The sequence below is a fragment of the Streptomyces hokutonensis genome (assembly GCF_000376565.1).
Lineage (GTDB): Bacteria > Actinomycetota > Actinomycetes > Streptomycetales > Streptomycetaceae > Streptomyces > Streptomyces hokutonensis.
In genome coordinates this window covers 1-15,484 of the sequence record NZ_BARG01000043.1, presented here as the reverse complement: position 1 = coordinate 15,484, position 15,484 = coordinate 1, and the positions used below count along the sequence as shown (strand labels likewise).

The window sequence follows — 15,484 nt, the reverse complement described above, 5'->3', positions numbered from 1 at the left end:
TAACTGACACACCGTTTCATGGTGCTGGTGCGAACGTATCGAAGGAAAAAACGGCAAAGAAACAACAAAGCACACGTAAAGCGTCAGCACAGGTTCCACTCTCCAGAGTGATCTACGCCACTCTCCCCTGTGAGGCGGCACCATGCCGCCTGCCCTCCCAGATTGCCGCCAGAGGCAGCCGCCCCGGCGACCTACACCCCTCTTCAGCAGGCCGTCCGCGAATCCGAGACATGCGACCGCGCTTCACCGATGCCGTGGAGGGAGTCGGCGGAGGGCATCCGTCCACCCAGCTCCTAACTCGGAGTAAGCGTCGTACTCGCCACCCCGGTGCCCACGCCGCTGATCGATGTCGTCTTGGTGCGCTCCGCTGTGTTGTAGGTGTTGGTGATGGTGCGGGTGACTGAGTTCGCTGTTTCGGTGGTCATGCACGGATCCGCAGCTGGTGGACAGCGCCACCGGCATCGCCGGCTATGACCGACGCCTCGCCGTTGGGAGCCCCCCTGGCCGCAAGGGTCGTGATCGGTGCTGAAGCAGTCCAGCAGCCAACTCGACCCGGCTTATCAGCACGCCAGGCCGACACCGTTCCCTGCTCCGTACCAAGTACGACGATGCCGCCTGCTGCGGCCACGACATCCGGCCGTTCCTGGAGCGCGAACTCACGAAGCAGAGTCCGAGTCTCCAGATCCCACAGACGCAGCTTTCGGTCCCAACCGATGGTCGCCAGACGCGCACCGGCAAGGCTCTCCGGCCGCATTCAGTTCGGCGAGCAGAATGCGGTGCAGCCGGTCGAAGACCCCGGCCTGCTGCCACCGGTCCAAACGCCGCCAGCAGGTCTGTCCGGAGCCGAACCCCAGCTCCAGCGGCAGCAGTTGCCAGGCCATGTCGTTGTGGAGCACGTATTTCCGCTCGCGTCAGAGCCGCGCGCTCCTTCACGATGACATGCGGCACCCTTGGCCGGAGCCGGCGAGGGGATCGGGCCAACGGTAACGATGCTGCGAAGTCCGCTGGTATCCGTGGCCGTCGGTGCGGGGATGACGCTGACGTATGGATCGGGTGTCGCGTCGGAGGTCAACGGGGTGCTGCCGGTGGCGTGTTGAATTCCGCAACCACTCGCGAACACAGCGACTGCGGCAATCACGGCGGGCGGGATCCAGGGTTGCAATGCCATGTTCACGAAAAGTGTGGGCGCGAGGCCCCTTGCAGCCCGTCCGACAAGCCATCTCTGACGACGTGCGCTCATGAGCGTTGTGTGGTCAGTTGTCGGCCGTGTCCGGGAACACCTCCCACAACAAAAAGTCGTCCTCGTCGCAGGGGCGGCGGTAGCGGTCCAGCACATGTCCGGATTCCAGTGCATCAGCGGTGTAGTGCATGAGTGACGGAAGCGACGCCCACATGGAGTGCGACGACAAGAGAGAGCTGCCCTCCCGGTCGTGAGCGCCGATGTGTTCGTCGGGTCGGGAGACATCGAGATAGAGCACGCCGCCGGCCCGGTCGGATGCGAACGGCACCCAGTGAGTGCGGTAGGGGGAGTGGGGGTGATCGGCCCAGACATTCGTCTTGATCCGCCAGGCGTCCACGACCTCGTTGGTGCTGAGGATCTCGTAGTACGGAGGGAGGGTGAAACTGCCACTGCCGTTGTGACCGAGCAGGAGCTGCATATGGTCCGGGTGGAGGTTCACGCCGAGGCGTTCAGCAATCCGGGCGATGTCCTGACCGGCGGCCGGAGGAGCCAGTTCCCGGATACGTTCACGATCTTGTAGCCATCTTTCGATGCGATGCCATGATTCGCTGATGGGGCGCAACTTCATAGGTCCTCCTGCCTCCTGGCCGAGACGCCGGGGTGGCGCTCACATGATGCGCCTGGGCGGCGAGCAGATGGCCTTCCAGGCCCCGGAGTTCGCCGCTCTCGCCCGTACCGCGGCGCTGTACCTGCACACACCGTTTCCCGCACGCCGGCAACCCCGCTGCATGGTCCCCGGCTGGGACACCGAGGTATTCGGCTGCTCGCTGCCCGACTACGTGGGCACCGCTCAGCTGCTGTGGGGATGTGCGCTGTTCAACGCCGGGCGTTTCGATCCCGCGATCTTCGACAGCCCGGACGGCGAGAAGTTCAGCCGCATGGTCAGCCGGGACACGGTGCTGCGGGTCGTCGAACGGCACTTCGCCACCGACGTGGCCTCGGTCAAAGCGATCGAGAAGCAGACCACGCAGAACCTGGCGAGGGTGGTCGGCGGCAACGCGGCCCAGTTGCGGCGCTTCACATACAGTCCGCTGCTCGGCCGGCCCGCGGTCACCGGCTTCGGGCCCGGCCTGCTGTGCCCTTCCCCCCAGTTGGTCTGGCGCAAAGCGACCCCGTCCGGCATTTACCACACAGGACGCGAGCACTTCGGTCCCGACTTCCTGCAGGAGACCGGCTACCTCTTCGAGGAGTACGTCGGCCGACAGCTCCGCCTGATACCTGACGCCGATGTCATCTCGGAGATCACGTACCGGGTGAAGCGGAACGAACTGCAGAGCGTCGACTGGATCGTTGTCTTCGACGACCTCGTGCTGCTCGTGGAGGTCAAGTCCATGATACCGACCGAGAACGCCCGGCTCGGTCTGGAACTCGGAGTCGCCGAGACCGACAGCAAACTCGTCACCGTGCGCGTGCTCGCCGGTGAGCAACTCGCCCGCCGTGCCGCGCCGTTCATGGTCCTGGCCCCGGCCGCTGTCTGGATGGGCACCTCGGCCGACGGCTACTTCGCGGCGGTCGCCGCCTGGTCCGTCGCCTTCCTCGCCCTCGCGGTCACCGGACACCGGCCGCGCACGGCCGGCCTCGCCGCCGGTCTCCTCTTCGGCCTCACCACGTATCTCTCCTACGGGCTGACGCTCTTCGCGGTCATCGCGGGCGCCGCACTGCTGCTCGGCCACCGACGGCTCACCCCTCTCCCCTACGTCGTCGCCGGCCTCACCGTCGTACCACTGGTGTTCACGCTTCTCGGCTTCAACTGGTGGGACGCGTACCACCAGTTGATCACCCGCTACTACGAAGGCGTCGGCGGGACCCGGCCGTACAGCTACTGGGTGTGGGCGAACCTGTCCTGCACCGCGCTGCTCGTGGGCCCGGCGACAGCGGCGGGGCTGCGACGCGCGGGCACCGCTTCCGCACGTCCCGAACTCCGGGACCTCCGGGGCGGTCTCCGTACCACCGCTCCCGAACACCGGCTCGCCCTCCTCGTGTTCGCCGCACTGCTCGCCCTCCTCATCGCCGACCTCTCCGGCATGAGCAAGGCGGAGACGGAACGCATCTGGCTGCCGTTCGCGATGTGGCTGCTCCCCGCCTGCGCGTTCCTCCCCCGGCCCCGCGCCTGGCTCGCCGCACAGGCCGTTCTGGCCCTGCTCATCAACCACCTGCTGCTGACGGGCTGGTGACAGTGAACCGGGCAAGCTCGGCAGGCTGTGCAGGGTGGTCGTCGCGCGCTTCACCACTCCACCCCTCGTCACCGGTGACTCAGCCGACCGCCCCTGGCAGGCGTACGGGCCCTGGGAGTCGAGCAGTAACGCCTGTGGTGGGTGGCGTCGTCATGGATCCGTGGTCGGCGTCCTCACGTCGGGCGGCTGGTGTCGTGCGGCGATGCCGCTGAGTCGGCCCGCCGACGCCGCCGCAGCCAGTCGCCGACTTCCCCGATGGCGACGAGAAAGGCGGACGAGGCCGTGCACTGGGCGAGTGAGGCGGGTTGGTCGAGCATCGCACCCAGGGACCAGAGGATGACGGCGATCAGCATCCACCAGACGACGAGCGAGACGGCGAGGCGCCGCAGGCTTTGCCGGCCGGTCACGTGGTGGCGTTCCTGGTTCGGCGTGGGGCAAGGGCTGCGTACGTGCAGCCCACCGCAGCCACGACACCTGCGGCTGCCGTAGCGACCAGGATGATCAACGACGGAGCGTCGGCCAGGCGCGGGATCGCGTTGAGGGGGGCGACGGAGTAAAGAGCGAGAAGGGCCCAGCCACGCGGGCGCATGGGAGCCAGCCAGTACCGCAGACGACGGGGTATCCGGCCAGTGACCAGGGCCAGCCCGGCCGGGAGCAACGTGAGCGAGAAGAAGACGAGACCGGTCCAGTGCCAATTCATGGGTGCGAGGGCTCCTGTGGTGGGCGGGACAGGGTCAGGCAAGGCGTACGGTGCAGGCCACAAGGGCGTCCGCAGCCGACGTGGCGTGGCCGGGACAGGCCACGCGACGCCTCGTCCGAACGACGCGTCGGGACTGCCCGAGACCACCGCGCACCGACGGCGCAGGCCCAGGGTCCTAGTCATGGTCATGGTCATGGGCGACGCCTGCCGCCGTGGACCAGATGAGCGGTGAGCGCCCCGATGAGCAGGCCCCAGGCGAGAGAAGCAAGGCCGGCCTGGTGCCAACCGAGCAGGATGACGGCACCCAACACCGTCGTTCCGGCGACCACAGCCTGGCGGTTGGCGACACAGGCCCACTGTTCGCGGGCGCTGCCCGGGCGCTGCAGCTCGCCGAGCGCTGCTCTGATCACCAGTGCGGCAGCCAAGATCGCGGGTGCCAGGAGGGAGGTGTCGGCGGCCATCAGCCGGACCTCCCGTCATACCGGTCCGCCCGCGCGGAGGTTGGAGGTACCTGCTCGTATGCATCCGGTATGCCGTCAGCTTCCGCGTGGGTGTACTCCTCCTCGTGCCCGCGCTGGTAGAGGCGGGCGTGTCCCCACAGGAGCGGCGCCGAAAGGAGGGCGGAGGCCAGAGAGGCGAGGAGAACAGTGGCCTTGCCGTGCTCACCCCACGCGGCCTGGGGCAGGCCGGTTCCCCGAGGACGAGTTCTCGTTTGAACTCGACTCCGGCGACCGGAAAGAACGCGGCCAGCAACCCGCCCGCCGGCCGATGATCGCAGCCAGGCCGAGCCCGAAGCCCGATACACCGAAGCGGACGTCGCGTATCGGCTCATCCGCACTGCGCAAGGACCTGTTCCCCCCCCCATTACCGTCTTCGTAGCCCCGCAACGGGGTTACCGGCCTTCGGAGTTGGCATGACTACCTCCCCTTGTCGAGTGCATGGCCCGGGGGGTGGTGTCACCAGCTCCGAAGGCACTGACAGACCGCTGATTAGGGGCATGAGCACCGGCTTCTTCGTAGGTCGGGAGGCTCTTCGTAATGTGGATGTGGCGATCAGTGCCGTGGCAGGCCGGGTGAACAGCACCGAAGGAACCACGACGTGATCGATACCAGCGACATCGACGTCTACCTCGGACTGGACGTCGGCAAGGGCGAACACCACGCCACCGCGCTCACCCCGGCCGGGAAGAAGACCTTCGACAAGCGGCTGCCCAACAGCGAACCCAAGCTCCGCGAGGTCTTTGCCAGGCTGCAGGCCAAACACGGCACCGTCCTCGTGGTCGTTGACCAGGTGGCATCGATCGGGGCCCTGCCGCTGGCAGTCGCCCGGGACCTGGGCTGCCACGTCGCCTACCTGCCCGGATTGACGATGCGGCGGATCGCCGACCTCTATCCCGGCGAGGCCAAGACCGACGCGAAAGACGCGTTCATCATCGCTGACGCGGCCCGGGCGATGCCGCACACGCTTCGCTCGGTCGACCTCGACGACGAGACGATCGCCGAGCTCCAGATGATCGTCGGGTTCGACGACGACCTCGCTGCCGAGGCGAACCGCCTCTCCAACCGGCTGCGCGGCCTGTTCACCCAGATCCACCCGCACCTGGAACGAGTCATCGGCCCGCGCATGCAGCACCCGGCCGTGCTCAGGCTGCTGGACCAGTTCGGCTCGCCGGCACAGATCCGCAAGGCCGGACGCCGACGACTGGTCACTCTGATCCGCCCAAAAGCACCCCGCATGGCCGAGCGCCTGATCAACGACGTCTTCACCGCACTGGACGAGCAGACCGTCGTCGTTCCGGGCACGGACGCTGCCGCGCTGATCGTCCCGAGCCTCGCCAACTCACTCCAGACGGTGCTCGACCAGCGCAAAATCCTCGCCCACCGGATCGAGGAACTACTGGAGGCCCACCCTCTTTCCAAGGTCCTGACGTCCATGCCCGGCATCGGCATCAGGACCGGAGCCCGCATCCTCATCGAGGTCGGCGACGGCACCGCCTTCCCGTCCGCCGCCCACCTCGCCGCCTATGCCGGCCTCGCCCCGGCGACCCGAAGTTCCGGGTCGGCCAGCGCGGCGAACAGCCTTCGCGGAGAGGAAACAAGCAGCTCAAGCGAGCCTTCTTCCTCTCGGCGTTCGCCGCGCTGGCCGACCCGGCCTCCCGCATCTACTACGACAAGAAGATCGCTCAGGGAAAGCACCACACCCAGGCCATCCTCTGCCTCGCCCGACGCCGAGCGGATGTGCTCTTCGCGATGCTCCGCGACGGCACCTTCTACCAACCACCAACCCCGACAACCCCTTGACCAAAGTCATAGGGGCACCCCCCCGTACCCGAGCCGTCGCTACGGCGACCGGCAGCACCAGGCCGCCGGCTCTGTCCGTACGCGAGGCGCGAGAGACGGCCAGCCGCTCGCGGGAAGACGACAACGCCCAGCAACAGCGGGCACGAACGCGCAGTGGCCATGGCAGCAAAGCCTCCGGGACATCGGCGACATCGGGCACACGGCCCCTTCACGCCGAGCAGACTTCCCGGCACACCTCGCATCACTTGACGCGTTCTTTGCACACTATCGCCGGCAGCCCTTCGTGCCCAGCCCGCGCCCGCCACCGACCGCTCTGCGGTATCGGAACAGGGAGCCTGGGGCTGGGGCCCACGGGGACCATGAGGCAGGTGCCTCGCGCCGGTCGGACGGCCTGACGGGTCGTGATCGTCACGCCGCAGCACGGCTCGAAGGCTGCCCGAGAGACCCAGGATGAAGCACCAGGTACAGACAGCGGGCTCGCGTCGGCCGTACCCTGCCGGCGGCCGGGGCGTGCAGGTGGTCAGCGGTCGAGCACCGGTCCTGCGGTGTCCAGCGCGGCGCCGACATGGTCGGCCAGGCTCACGGCCACGAGACGTGCCTGCAGAGGTGGCGGCGGCGTGCCTGGCTCCGGCTGCATCATGAACCGGCCGATGTAGCGGCCTCCGACCGAGGCGCGCAGTTCGATCTCCTCACCGGGCCAGCCGTCCTTGTCCAGGTCCCAGTGGGCCCGGGCGACGGTCAACATGCCGTCCTGTTCCAGACGGGGGTGCCTGCCCAGCAGCGTCCCGTGTTCGAAGCGGCAGCCGCTCAGCCCCAGGATCTCGACGAGTTGCAGCCGTACCTGGTCCACGACGGCATACGGCGAGGCTCCGGCCTGGACCATGCTCGCCGTCTCGTGGATCCGCGCCAGATGAGCCGCGTCGGTGATGGTGACCAGCTTCAGGGTGCGGGCGTGGGCGGCCAGTTGGGAGACGGCCACGCCCACCGCCAGCAGCAGGAGCGTGGTGATGATGTCGTCGCTGTCGGCGATGGTGAACCGCTGGTAGGGACGGGTGAGGAAGAAGTCGAACCACGCAGCCGCCGACAGCGCGGTCACCACCCCGGCCGTCCGGCTGCCCAGCGCGGCGACCGCGACGACGACCACCACGAGGATCAGCGCCAGGTTCGCGGACGTCATACGGGAGCGGACCGGAGCCAGAGCGAGGGCGACGACGAACGGAGCCAGCAGGGCGGCTGCCAGGGCGATCCGGTCGCGCAGGGTGATCCGCATGATCCACCACCTCACGGAAGCAAGGGGCGGCCCATGCCCGAAGAGGCCGCCCATACGGGCGCGACGCGTCACTGCGCCGACGAGGCAAGAATCCCTCTGCCGCTCTCTCCCGGCCAGCACCGCGCACGATCTTGACGGACTTCTGACGCCGCTCGCCCGAGGCCATCAGGCGACCGGGAATCCTGACGCGCCCCTACCCCTTGAACGACGGGCATTTTGAGGTGACAACGCGAGTGGCGTGCCAGGAAGAGGCCGCGCCATGCGCTGCGACCTCACACGGCTGCCGCCGACAGCTCCGGTGCGGGGCGACGGTCCGACCCACCCGCGCCGACGCGGGCTGACCGCCCACAGAGAGGACGGCGCCACACGCTCGGCGTTCCCCGGCAGAGCACCACCCGGCTCACCCCTGTGACGTGCACCCTTGACTCGTTTTGCATAATGCAAAGGTATGGAAGGGGAAGCGATGAGTGCCATTCCGGCAGCAAGGGACGAGCAGCACGTGCCCAGCACCGCACTGAGGGGTCTCCCGCCAACACCGAGGATCGCGGGGCTGCGTACCGCCCCTTGGGGTCTGATGGCCCTGGCCGTCGTGGTGGGCGCCGGAGCCGGAGCGGGCTCGGTGGTCTTCCGCTGGTGCATCAAGACGTTCACCCGCCTGTTCTCCGGCCATGGCGACTACGCGGCAGCCCCCGGCGCGAGCAATCCGCACGTGCCGTGGCTGGGCCCGTACTTCGTACTCCTGGCGCCGGTGGTAGGTGGTCTGCTGTACGGGCCGCTGGTGAACCGGTTCGCCAAGGAGGCCCGCGGGCACGGGGTGCCCGAGGTGATGCTCGCGGTCGCCCAGCGTGGCGGGCGGATCAGCCCCAAGGTCGCCGTCGTCAAGACCCTCGCCTCCGCTCTGTGCATCGGCTCGGGTGGTTCGGTGGGCCGGGAGGGGCCGATCGTGCAGATCGGCTCGGCGCTCGGCTCCACCCTGGGCCGGGTGACGAAGGTGACCGAGGGCCGGATGAAGCTGCTGGTCGCATGTGGTGCGGCGGGCGGCATCGCGGCCACCTTCAACGCACCGCTGGCCGGCGTGTTCTTCGCCATGGAGCTGATCCTGGGCACCTTCACCGCGGAGGCGTTCGGTGCCACCGTGCTGGCCAGCGTGACCGCGAGCGTCATCGGACGGGCCGCGTTCGGCAACGCCGCCTTCCTGAGCCTCCCCGACTTCCACGTCGACCACCTCGCCCAGTACGGTCTGTTCGCCGCGCTCGGCGTCGGCGCCGCCGTGGTGGGGGTGGGCTTCTCGCGGTTCCTGTATCTGATCGAGGACGTCTGCGACTGGGTCTGGCGCGGCCCTGAGTGGCTGCGCCCGGCCGTCGGCGGCCTCGCGCTCGGCCTGCTCCTGCTGGCCCTGCCGCAGATGTACGGTGTCGGCTACCCCGTGCTGCAGAAGGCGACCGAGGGCGGTTACGCAGTCGGCTTCCTGTTCCTGTTGCTGGCGGGCAAGATGCTCGCGACCAGCCTCACGATCGGGATCGGCGGCTCCGGCGGGGTCTTCGCCCCCAGCCTGTTCATCGGGGCGATGCTCGGCTCCGCGTACGGCATCGGTGTCCACCACCTGCTGCCCCACTCCGCCGGCGCGGTCGGCGCGTACGCACTGGTCGGCATGGGTGCCGTGTTCGCCGGCGCGGCCCGGGCTCCGATCACCGCCGTGGTGATCCTCTTCGAGCTGACGGGCGAGTATTCGATCATCCTGCCGCTGATGCTGGCGATCGTGCTGGCCACCGCCACCAGCCGGCTGCTGTCCCACGACACGATCTACACGCTCAAGCTGCGCCGTCGCGGCATCGACCTGGCGGGCCCCGCATCCGGCGCCCGACTCGGTGGGCAGCGGGTCGCCGACGTCATGGAACCGCTGCCCTCGGCCCTGCCCGCCACCATCGAACTCGGCGACGCGGCCGACCTGTTGAGTTTCTCCGGCCATGGCGCACTGCCCGTGCGGGACGCCTCGGGACGCTACCTCGGCATGGTCACCGCTCAGGCGGTCGCCGAGGCGTTGGCCGAGCAGCCGGACGGAGCGCCCACGCGGGTCGGCGAACTCGCCGAACCGCCGGCCTCCGTCACGGCCGACGAGCCGTTGGCCACGGCCCTGCACCACCTGGTGTCCGCGAGCGGCGCGGGCGTGCCGGTCCTGGAGGGGGAGAAGGGCGAACCGGTCGGCTGGCTCAGCCACCAGAGTGCGCTGCGCGCCCTGCACTCGACAGCACCGGCCACCGCGTAGCCGACCGCTCGCGGCTGCCGTTTCCCCGGCCCGCCCCAGCACTCCGGTGATTGCTTTCGGTCACGGCGTCGGGCATCCATGACTCCCGGACCCATCAAGAGCTTGGCATAGTGCAACCTTTACCTGGAGCAAGGGTTCTCTTTCCGTTGCGGGCCCGTACCTGCCGACGTACCCGCTGTCCGCTCCAGGAGGCACGATGCCCATCTCGCGCAGCACGCTCGGAACCGTCTTCGTGGGCGGCGCCCTGAGCGTCACGCTCGCCGCCCTGGCCTACCCGAGCATGCTCGGCGTCCAGAACGTGTCGACCAACCCGGCGCGCGTGATCGCCAACACCCAGTGGGGTCCGCTCACCGAGGCCGACCGCAACTTCGTGGTCTTCGTGCGCTCGGCCGGACTGTGGGAGGGGCCCTCCGGGGACCTGGCCATACAGAAGGGGACGACCGCGGCCGTGCGCGAGGCCGGCCGGCACCTGGTCATCGGGCACGCCGCACTCGACGCCTCCTGCCGGAAGATCGCCCCCGAGCTGAACATCACCATCCCCAACCAGCCCACCCCACAACAGCAGGGCTTCCTGGCGACGTTCCAGTCGGACACGGGCAAGCAGTTCGACACCGACTTCGCCAACACCCTGCGCATCACCCACGGCTCGATCTTCAACACCATCGCCAAGATCCGTTCCACCACCAAGAACACCCTCGTGCGCGCGCTGGCCGACCAGGCCAACGACGTGGTGCTGGACCACATCACCCAGATGGAGAAGACCGGGCTGGTCAACTTCGACCAGGTCAACTTCCAGGAGACGACCCCGCCGAAGCTGCCCGCCAGCCAGGTCACACCACCGGTGCCGCAACCGGGGGCACCCATGGTCGCCCTCACCGTGCCTCCCGGACTGCCGACCGCCGGAGTACCGACCGGCCCGGCGGACCCTGCCGCGACACCCTCACCGTCCGCCTCCCCCACCAGCGGATGACCTCACGCATGTGACGCACACCACTCGGCAGCATGCAAAATTTACCTAGAGCAATGATCGGATGCTCCGGCCTGTCCGTACCCCCTGGCATACGAGCCGCTCACACCTGGAGGCCGCATGCCCCTCTCCCGCAACATGGCAGGAACCGTCTTCGTGGTCGGCGCCCTGGGCGTGACCCTCAGTGCCCTCGCCTACCCCGCGATGCTCGGCGTGCAGAACACCTCCGGCAACCCCTCACGCATCATCGCCAACACCCGCTACGGCCCGCTCACCGAGGCCGACCGCGACTTCGTCGTCAAGGTCCGCTCCGCAGGGCTGTGGGAGTACCCCCTGGGCGAACTGGCGCTGAAGAAGGGCTCCACGGAGGAGATGCGGGAAGCCGGCCGGCACCTGATCGTCGGGCACGCCGGCCTCGACGAGCTGTGCCGCAAGATCGCGCCCGAGCTGAACATCACCCTGCCCAACCAGGCCAGCCCTCAGCAGCAGCAGTTCGTGGCAACCTCGGCGGCCCAGTCGGGCACACAGTTCGACTCCACCGCCGCCAACATCATGCGCGTCACCCACGGCCAGATCTTCCCGGCCATCGCCAAGATCCGCGCCACCACCACGAACACCATGGTCCGCGCGCTCGCCGACCTCGCCAACGACACCGTCCTGGACCACATCACCGTGCTGGAGAAGACCGGCGTGGTCAACTTCGACCAGGTCAACTTCCAGCAGAGCACCCCGCCCAAACTCCCCAAGGACCAGGTCACCCCGCCCCCGCCGCAGGCCGGCGCACCCCTCGTCGCCCTCACCCCCCGCCCCGACCTGAACGTCAACACCACCTCGCCCACACCCAGCCCAACGGCCGGATGATCAACGATGCGTGGTGGCGCCCCGCCCGGGAGACGCCAAGGCGATGGGAGGCACGGAGAGCCGGTAGGAGCAGACGACGGGCGACGGCCCGCGGGCGGGCCAGGTCATGCAACGCTCCCGCCATCCCGGCGCCCGCTTCCATTCCGTGCGGGGCCACGTGCCCCTGGGGGTCGTAGACGACTGTGAGTGCGTCCCTTGGACGGGTCGCCTGCCCGCACCCGCGCCAGATGCGCACCGTGAGCGGCGAACCGTCCCAGCGAGCCACGAGCAGAGGTAACGGTCGCGTCCGCCATCCGCTGCCCGGCTGCTCTCGACCGACGTCATCACCACAGGCTGCACCCGTCCGCGTTCCGCCAGCACGATGCCCGCGGCGGCCTGCGGCGTCCGGAGGGCGAGGCACATGCCGAGCACCGCCACGATGCCGAGCAGTGCACGTCCGGCCCCCACTACGGGCAGGTACAGGGCGAGGGCCATGACACACACGGGACGCACTCACCGCCGGCAAGAGAGGACCCCGTCCAGGCCCCGAAGAGCGTCGTACCGATGATCGTGGCGGCACCGAGGACTCCCGCAAGGAGCCCTTCGCCGACAAGCCGGCGGGGCAGCGTCTCGACGAACTCCGCGGGCCCCCACACCGACATACGCAGGTGCGCCATGAGGTGCGACTCGGCAGGGGTCCTGAGACGGCGCCATCCGCGCATACCCCCTACAACCTGCGTCGTTCCCGGTCCGTCGGCGACCACCTATGGTGCCGCCGCGCCGCGACCGCCGTGCCTCTGACCGGGCACGTCTGCCCGGCGCCCGTTGCCAGAATCCGGCAGCCGAGCGCCTCGCGCGCCGTTTCCTTGCATTACGCAAAGATGTCGGGCGCGGAGAAGGGTCGACCGCTCGAAAACGGGTGGCTCAGCCGCAAACCGTCACACGTCGTGCGCCATCGCGCCGTCCACGACCCATCCAAGCGGGTGCGGCTCCGGGTCGTCCGCGGCGGGGGCCGGGGGCTCTCCGCCCGCCTCGTTGAAGGCGTTGAGGGCCTCGACGAGCGCCAGCCGCTCTGTTGGCCGCAGCCGTGCGACGACGGCGGCGATCTCGGTACGGCGCCGGGCGGTGACGTCCTCGACCGTGCGCCGACCCTCCTCGGTGAGCTGCAACATCGTTTCGCGACGGTTGCCGGGGTTGGTCTGCCGGTCGGCGAGACCTGCGGCGATCAGCCGGTCGACCATGCGCATGGCGGTCGAGGGTGCCACCTGGAGCAGTTCGGCGAGCGCGACCAGTTTGGTGGCACCCCGGGTGGAGAGCACGACCAGCATCCGGAACTGGGGCAAGGTCACCCCTTCCTCGACGGCGGCGAGCGAGCGGGCGGAGACCGCCACCAGCAGCCGGGATGCGGTCAGCACCGCCCGGGTGACCTCGTCGACATCATCCATGGCCCCCGCTGGGGTCTCTCGCTCCGGCATGTGTCCTTTCTACCGTGCCGAAGTCGCTGCTCACTCACGTGATGGGAACAGATTTTCCTTCCCCATGACCGTGGTAGCGCAGCAAGAGCATCGCGGCGTCGTCGTGCAGTGGCCCGGCGGCTGCGCCGAGCCGAAGACCGTCATCCAGGTCGGAAACCGCCACCGCGCCGTCACGGCACACTTCCTCACGCCGGACGACGGCGCCGAGATCATGGCTGGCTACGCGCAACGGCACCCCCGAACCGCCCAACGCCTGTGCACGTTAATGGGGTTGCCCAGCGACGGCAGCGAGGCTGGCTTCCGAGAGGCCGGCGGGAGCATCCCCTTCGTGCGCCTGGACGCCGACACCGATCCCCGACTGGCCCGACCCACGGTGCGCTCATCGCCGTGCCGGGAGACCGGACACGGCCAAGCGCCCCGGGATCGGCCCGGGGCGCTGTTCCACGGCAGCCGCTTCCCATACCGCGGCGGCACCCTCTCGGGTGCCGAACAAGACCAGAGTCGCGCATGACACGGCCGGGGCGGCAGCATGCGCCCGCCACGTCAGAGTCTCGTAAGACGCAGGCACCTTCAGGAGAGTGGCGGCAACGCGGCCGGGCCGAGACCTTCCCGAAGCGCTGGCGAACAGATTTTGCACTGCGCAAGACTCATATCGGGGGCCGAGCCGACGGCCGACAAGCACCCGGCGCCCAGGAGTGACCGGCATTTGTCAGGGGTTTGGGTGGCACACCGACCGTCGGCGGCCCCGCCGTGCAGCCGCGCAGGGCGTGGACATCGCCTTCCACGGAACCCGCGACCGGCCCTCGGTGAGCCAGTGAGCCGCCTCCAGAAGGAGACGAGGGGCAGCGGCCGATGAAGCACCGAGAAGCGGAATCCCAGAGGGTGGGGGCGACAATGAGGAGCCGTGCAGCCTGAAGTCGCTGGTCACAGGGTTGGTGTACGTGGGCATCGGGATGCTCGCGCTGGTCGCCGGCAGGTGACTTCGGTGAAGATCGTCGGTCATCGGGCGACTTCGCGGTTCGTGAGGACCAGCAGGGCCCGGACCAGGGCAGTCGCCCAGGCGGGGTCGGTGCGTACCTTGCCGAGGACGCACCAGTTCTTGAGATGGGCGAAGCCGTGCTCCACGGGTGCCCGGACGGCCGCCAGTACCGTGTTGGACAGCTTCTGACCTCGCGTCAGGGACCGGTTCCGGACGGCCTTGTCATCGCAGCGCCCCGGAATCGGACCGGGTCGGCGACCAACAGCCGTGCCGCAGGGACACCTTGCCCCTCCTACCAAGATCCTTAACAGTAGCCCGAGCCCGTAAACGCCAGCGGGGCTCCCCGTCCACAGGAATGGGAAGCCCCACCTGCCTGCTGCGCCGGTCAACCGGCCATGGCCGCCACGACTAGCGCAACAGCCGCACCGCACAGCAGCACCACAAGCGGCCATGCCGGCCAGCCGCGCCCGGTACGCCTGCGCCACAGCACCAGCCACAGCGCACACGCCGCCACGAACACGACCGTCACACCGCTCAGCTCGCCGTCCCGCCACGCCACCCGCACGGCGCCAGGGTCAGCTCCCCATACAAGGAGCGCAACGAGGACACCGACGGTCAGCGCACACACCGCTTCCAGCAGCCTGCTCATACGGTGCCCTTCTTCTCCGGCGTCTCCGTCAGGTCAGTGCGCGGGCGGAACGGATGGCTCGACCTCGACGGTCTCCGTCTTGTGGCCTTCTACGTCCATGCTGGTGGACCGCACGCGGGCTCCTTCGCACGGGACAGCCGGGACGAGTCCCCGACCCGATCCGAGACGCGGCTCCGCCACACCCTCTCGCGCGGACCCAAGTGAGATCTGGATCGCACTCGTACCGGGCCAGGGCGCTGGCCCCCTTGCGTCCTAGCCCACCTCGTACGGCTCCTCGGCAGTGCTCTCCCTGGTGCCTCCCGTGTCCGCCGCAACGGCGATCTTGTCGCGCCTGCGTCCGGTCAGGCGGGTGGCCAGGGGTTCGGTGTAGCGGGCGGTGAGGGGGCCGACGATGACCAGGATCAGCACGTACGCCGTGGCCAGGGGGCCGAGGGAGGGTTCGATGCCGGCGGTGACGGCGAGTCCGGCGATGACGATGGAGAACTCGCCCCGGGCGACCAGGGTGCCGCCCGTCCGCCAGCGGCCCTTCGCCGAGATCCCCGCGCGTCGGGCCGCCCAGTACCCCGTGGCGATCTTCGTGCCGGCGGTGACGACCGCAAGGGCCAGCGCGGGCAGCAGGACCGG

12 protein-coding genes and 5 pseudogenes are annotated in these 15,484 nt (G+C 69.0%); 6 read left to right on the top strand and 11 right to left on the bottom strand.

Annotated elements, in window-relative coordinates:
* Window positions 1-293: 293 nt before the first annotated feature.
* The 3 genes and pseudogenes from SSP08S_RS64225 to SSP08S_RS55865 form a co-directional block, all read right to left on the bottom strand.
* The gene (locus SSP08S_RS64225) at window positions 294-425 is read right to left on the bottom strand and encodes a hypothetical protein (RefSeq protein ID WP_281176152.1); all 132 of its coding nucleotides are present in this window, start codon (window positions 423-425) and stop codon (window positions 294-296) included.
* A gap of 315 nt (window positions 426-740) precedes the next feature.
* Window positions 741-899, bottom strand: a pseudogene (locus SSP08S_RS63555) (transposase); the annotation flags it as partial.
* Between the two features lie 354 nt (window positions 900-1,253).
* The gene (locus SSP08S_RS55865; RefSeq protein WP_026178825.1) at window positions 1,254-1,808 is read right to left on the bottom strand and encodes an SMI1/KNR4 family protein; all 555 of its coding nucleotides are present in this window, start codon (window positions 1,806-1,808) and stop codon (window positions 1,254-1,256) included.
* A 43-nt stretch (window positions 1,809-1,851) separates the two neighbouring features.
* Here SSP08S_RS55865 and SSP08S_RS63550 point away from each other — a divergent pair, with 43 nt between their 5' ends.
* Entirely contained in the window at window positions 1,852-3,414 is a 1,563-nt protein-coding gene (locus SSP08S_RS63550; RefSeq protein WP_019070524.1) for a hypothetical protein, read from the top strand.
* 173 nt (window positions 3,415-3,587) lie between these two features.
* Here SSP08S_RS63550 and SSP08S_RS25790 read toward each other — a convergent pair whose 3' ends face one another.
* The 3 genes from SSP08S_RS25790 to SSP08S_RS25780 form a co-directional block, all read right to left on the bottom strand.
* Window positions 3,588-3,821: a hypothetical protein gene (locus tag SSP08S_RS25790; RefSeq protein ID WP_019070523.1), complete on the bottom strand. Its 234-nt coding sequence runs from the start codon at window positions 3,819-3,821 to the stop codon at window positions 3,588-3,590.
* Window positions 3,818-4,114 (bottom strand): hypothetical protein, encoded by a 297-nt coding sequence (locus SSP08S_RS25785; protein WP_019070522.1) that lies wholly within the window; start codon window positions 4,112-4,114, stop codon window positions 3,818-3,820. Before SSP08S_RS25785 ends, SSP08S_RS25790 begins: the two co-directional genes overlap by 4 nt.
* 191 nt (window positions 4,115-4,305) lie before the next feature.
* Window positions 4,306-4,575: a hypothetical protein gene (locus SSP08S_RS25780; RefSeq protein WP_019070521.1), complete on the bottom strand. Its 270-nt coding sequence runs from the start codon at window positions 4,573-4,575 to the stop codon at window positions 4,306-4,308.
* A 640-nt stretch (window positions 4,576-5,215) separates the two neighbouring features.
* On the opposite strand from SSP08S_RS25780, the pseudogene SSP08S_RS55855 reads away from it, so the two are divergent.
* Window positions 5,216-6,414, top strand: a pseudogene (locus tag SSP08S_RS55855) (IS110 family RNA-guided transposase).
* Between the two features lie 520 nt (window positions 6,415-6,934).
* On the opposite strand, the gene SSP08S_RS25770 reads toward SSP08S_RS55855, so the two are convergent.
* Window positions 6,935-7,684: a DUF4118 domain-containing protein gene (locus SSP08S_RS25770; RefSeq protein ID WP_019070520.1), complete on the bottom strand. Its 750-nt coding sequence runs from the start codon at window positions 7,682-7,684 to the stop codon at window positions 6,935-6,937.
* A gap of 574 nt (window positions 7,685-8,258) precedes the next feature.
* On the opposite strand from SSP08S_RS25770, the gene SSP08S_RS25765 reads away from it, so the two are divergent.
* The 3 genes from SSP08S_RS25765 to SSP08S_RS25755 all read left to right on the top strand — a co-directional run bounded on the left by SSP08S_RS25765 (window position 8,259) and on the right by SSP08S_RS25755 (window position 11,778).
* On the top strand, window positions 8,259-9,950 hold the full coding sequence (locus SSP08S_RS25765) for a chloride channel protein (RefSeq protein WP_019070519.1): 1,692 nt from the start codon (window positions 8,259-8,261) through the stop codon (window positions 9,948-9,950).
* Window positions 9,951-10,146: 196 nt separating this feature from the next.
* Entirely contained in the window at window positions 10,147-10,920 is a 774-nt protein-coding gene (locus tag SSP08S_RS25760) for a DUF4142 domain-containing protein (RefSeq protein ID WP_019070518.1), read from the top strand.
* A 117-nt stretch (window positions 10,921-11,037) separates the two neighbouring features.
* Window positions 11,038-11,778 (top strand): DUF4142 domain-containing protein, encoded by a 741-nt coding sequence (locus tag SSP08S_RS25755; RefSeq protein WP_019070517.1) that lies wholly within the window; start codon window positions 11,038-11,040, stop codon window positions 11,776-11,778.
* 917 nt (window positions 11,779-12,695) lie between these two features.
* On the opposite strand, the gene SSP08S_RS25750 is transcribed toward SSP08S_RS25755, so the two are convergent.
* Window positions 12,696-13,232 carry a MarR family winged helix-turn-helix transcriptional regulator gene (locus SSP08S_RS25750; protein WP_026178824.1) on the bottom strand — a complete coding sequence of 179 codons (537 nt, stop codon included), beginning with the start codon at window positions 13,230-13,232 and terminating at the stop codon, window positions 12,696-12,698.
* Window positions 13,233-13,356: 124 nt separating this feature from the next.
* Between SSP08S_RS25750 and SSP08S_RS55850 the strand changes: the two are divergent.
* Window positions 13,357-13,590, top strand: a pseudogene (locus tag SSP08S_RS55850) (nitroreductase family deazaflavin-dependent oxidoreductase); the annotation flags it as partial.
* A gap of 641 nt (window positions 13,591-14,231) precedes the next feature.
* On the opposite strand, the pseudogene SSP08S_RS64555 reads toward SSP08S_RS55850, so the two are convergent.
* From SSP08S_RS64555 to SSP08S_RS55845, 3 genes and pseudogenes are all read right to left on the bottom strand, one after another.
* A pseudogene (locus SSP08S_RS64555) lies at window positions 14,232-14,432 on the bottom strand (transposase family protein); the annotation flags it as partial.
* A gap of 164 nt (window positions 14,433-14,596) precedes the next feature.
* Window positions 14,597-14,860 carry a hypothetical protein gene (locus tag SSP08S_RS25735; RefSeq protein ID WP_019070513.1) on the bottom strand — a complete coding sequence of 88 codons (264 nt, stop codon included), beginning with the start codon at window positions 14,858-14,860 and terminating at the stop codon, window positions 14,597-14,599.
* Between the two features lie 252 nt (window positions 14,861-15,112).
* Window positions 15,113-15,484: pseudogene (locus SSP08S_RS55845) on the bottom strand (cation:proton antiporter); the annotation flags it as partial.

Coding starts and splice junctions, on each gene's coding strand:
- SSP08S_RS64225 (WP_281176152.1), bottom strand. CDS start 425: ATGACCACCGAAACAGCGAACTCAGTCACCCGCACCATCACCAACACC.
- SSP08S_RS55865 (WP_026178825.1), bottom strand. CDS start 1,808: ATGAAGTTGCGCCCCATCAGCGAATCATGGCATCGCATCGAAAGATGG.
- SSP08S_RS63550 (WP_019070524.1), top strand. CDS start 1,852: ATGATGCGCCTGGGCGGCGAGCAGATGGCCTTCCAGGCCCCGGAGTTC.
- SSP08S_RS25785 (WP_019070522.1), bottom strand. CDS start 4,114: ATGAATTGGCACTGGACCGGTCTCGTCTTCTTCTCGCTCACGTTGCTC.
- SSP08S_RS25780 (WP_019070521.1), bottom strand. CDS start 4,575: ATGGCCGCCGACACCTCCCTCCTGGCACCCGCGATCTTGGCTGCCGCA.
- SSP08S_RS25770 (WP_019070520.1), bottom strand. CDS start 7,684: ATGCGGATCACCCTGCGCGACCGGATCGCCCTGGCAGCCGCCCTGCTG.
- SSP08S_RS25765 (WP_019070519.1), top strand. CDS start 8,259: ATGGCCCTGGCCGTCGTGGTGGGCGCCGGAGCCGGAGCGGGCTCGGTG.
- SSP08S_RS25760 (WP_019070518.1), top strand. CDS start 10,147: ATGCCCATCTCGCGCAGCACGCTCGGAACCGTCTTCGTGGGCGGCGCC.
- SSP08S_RS25755 (WP_019070517.1), top strand. CDS start 11,038: ATGCCCCTCTCCCGCAACATGGCAGGAACCGTCTTCGTGGTCGGCGCC.
- SSP08S_RS25750 (WP_026178824.1), bottom strand. CDS start 13,232: ATGCCGGAGCGAGAGACCCCAGCGGGGGCCATGGATGATGTCGACGAG.
- SSP08S_RS25735 (WP_019070513.1), bottom strand. CDS start 14,860: ATGAGCAGGCTGCTGGAAGCGGTGTGTGCGCTGACCGTCGGTGTCCTC.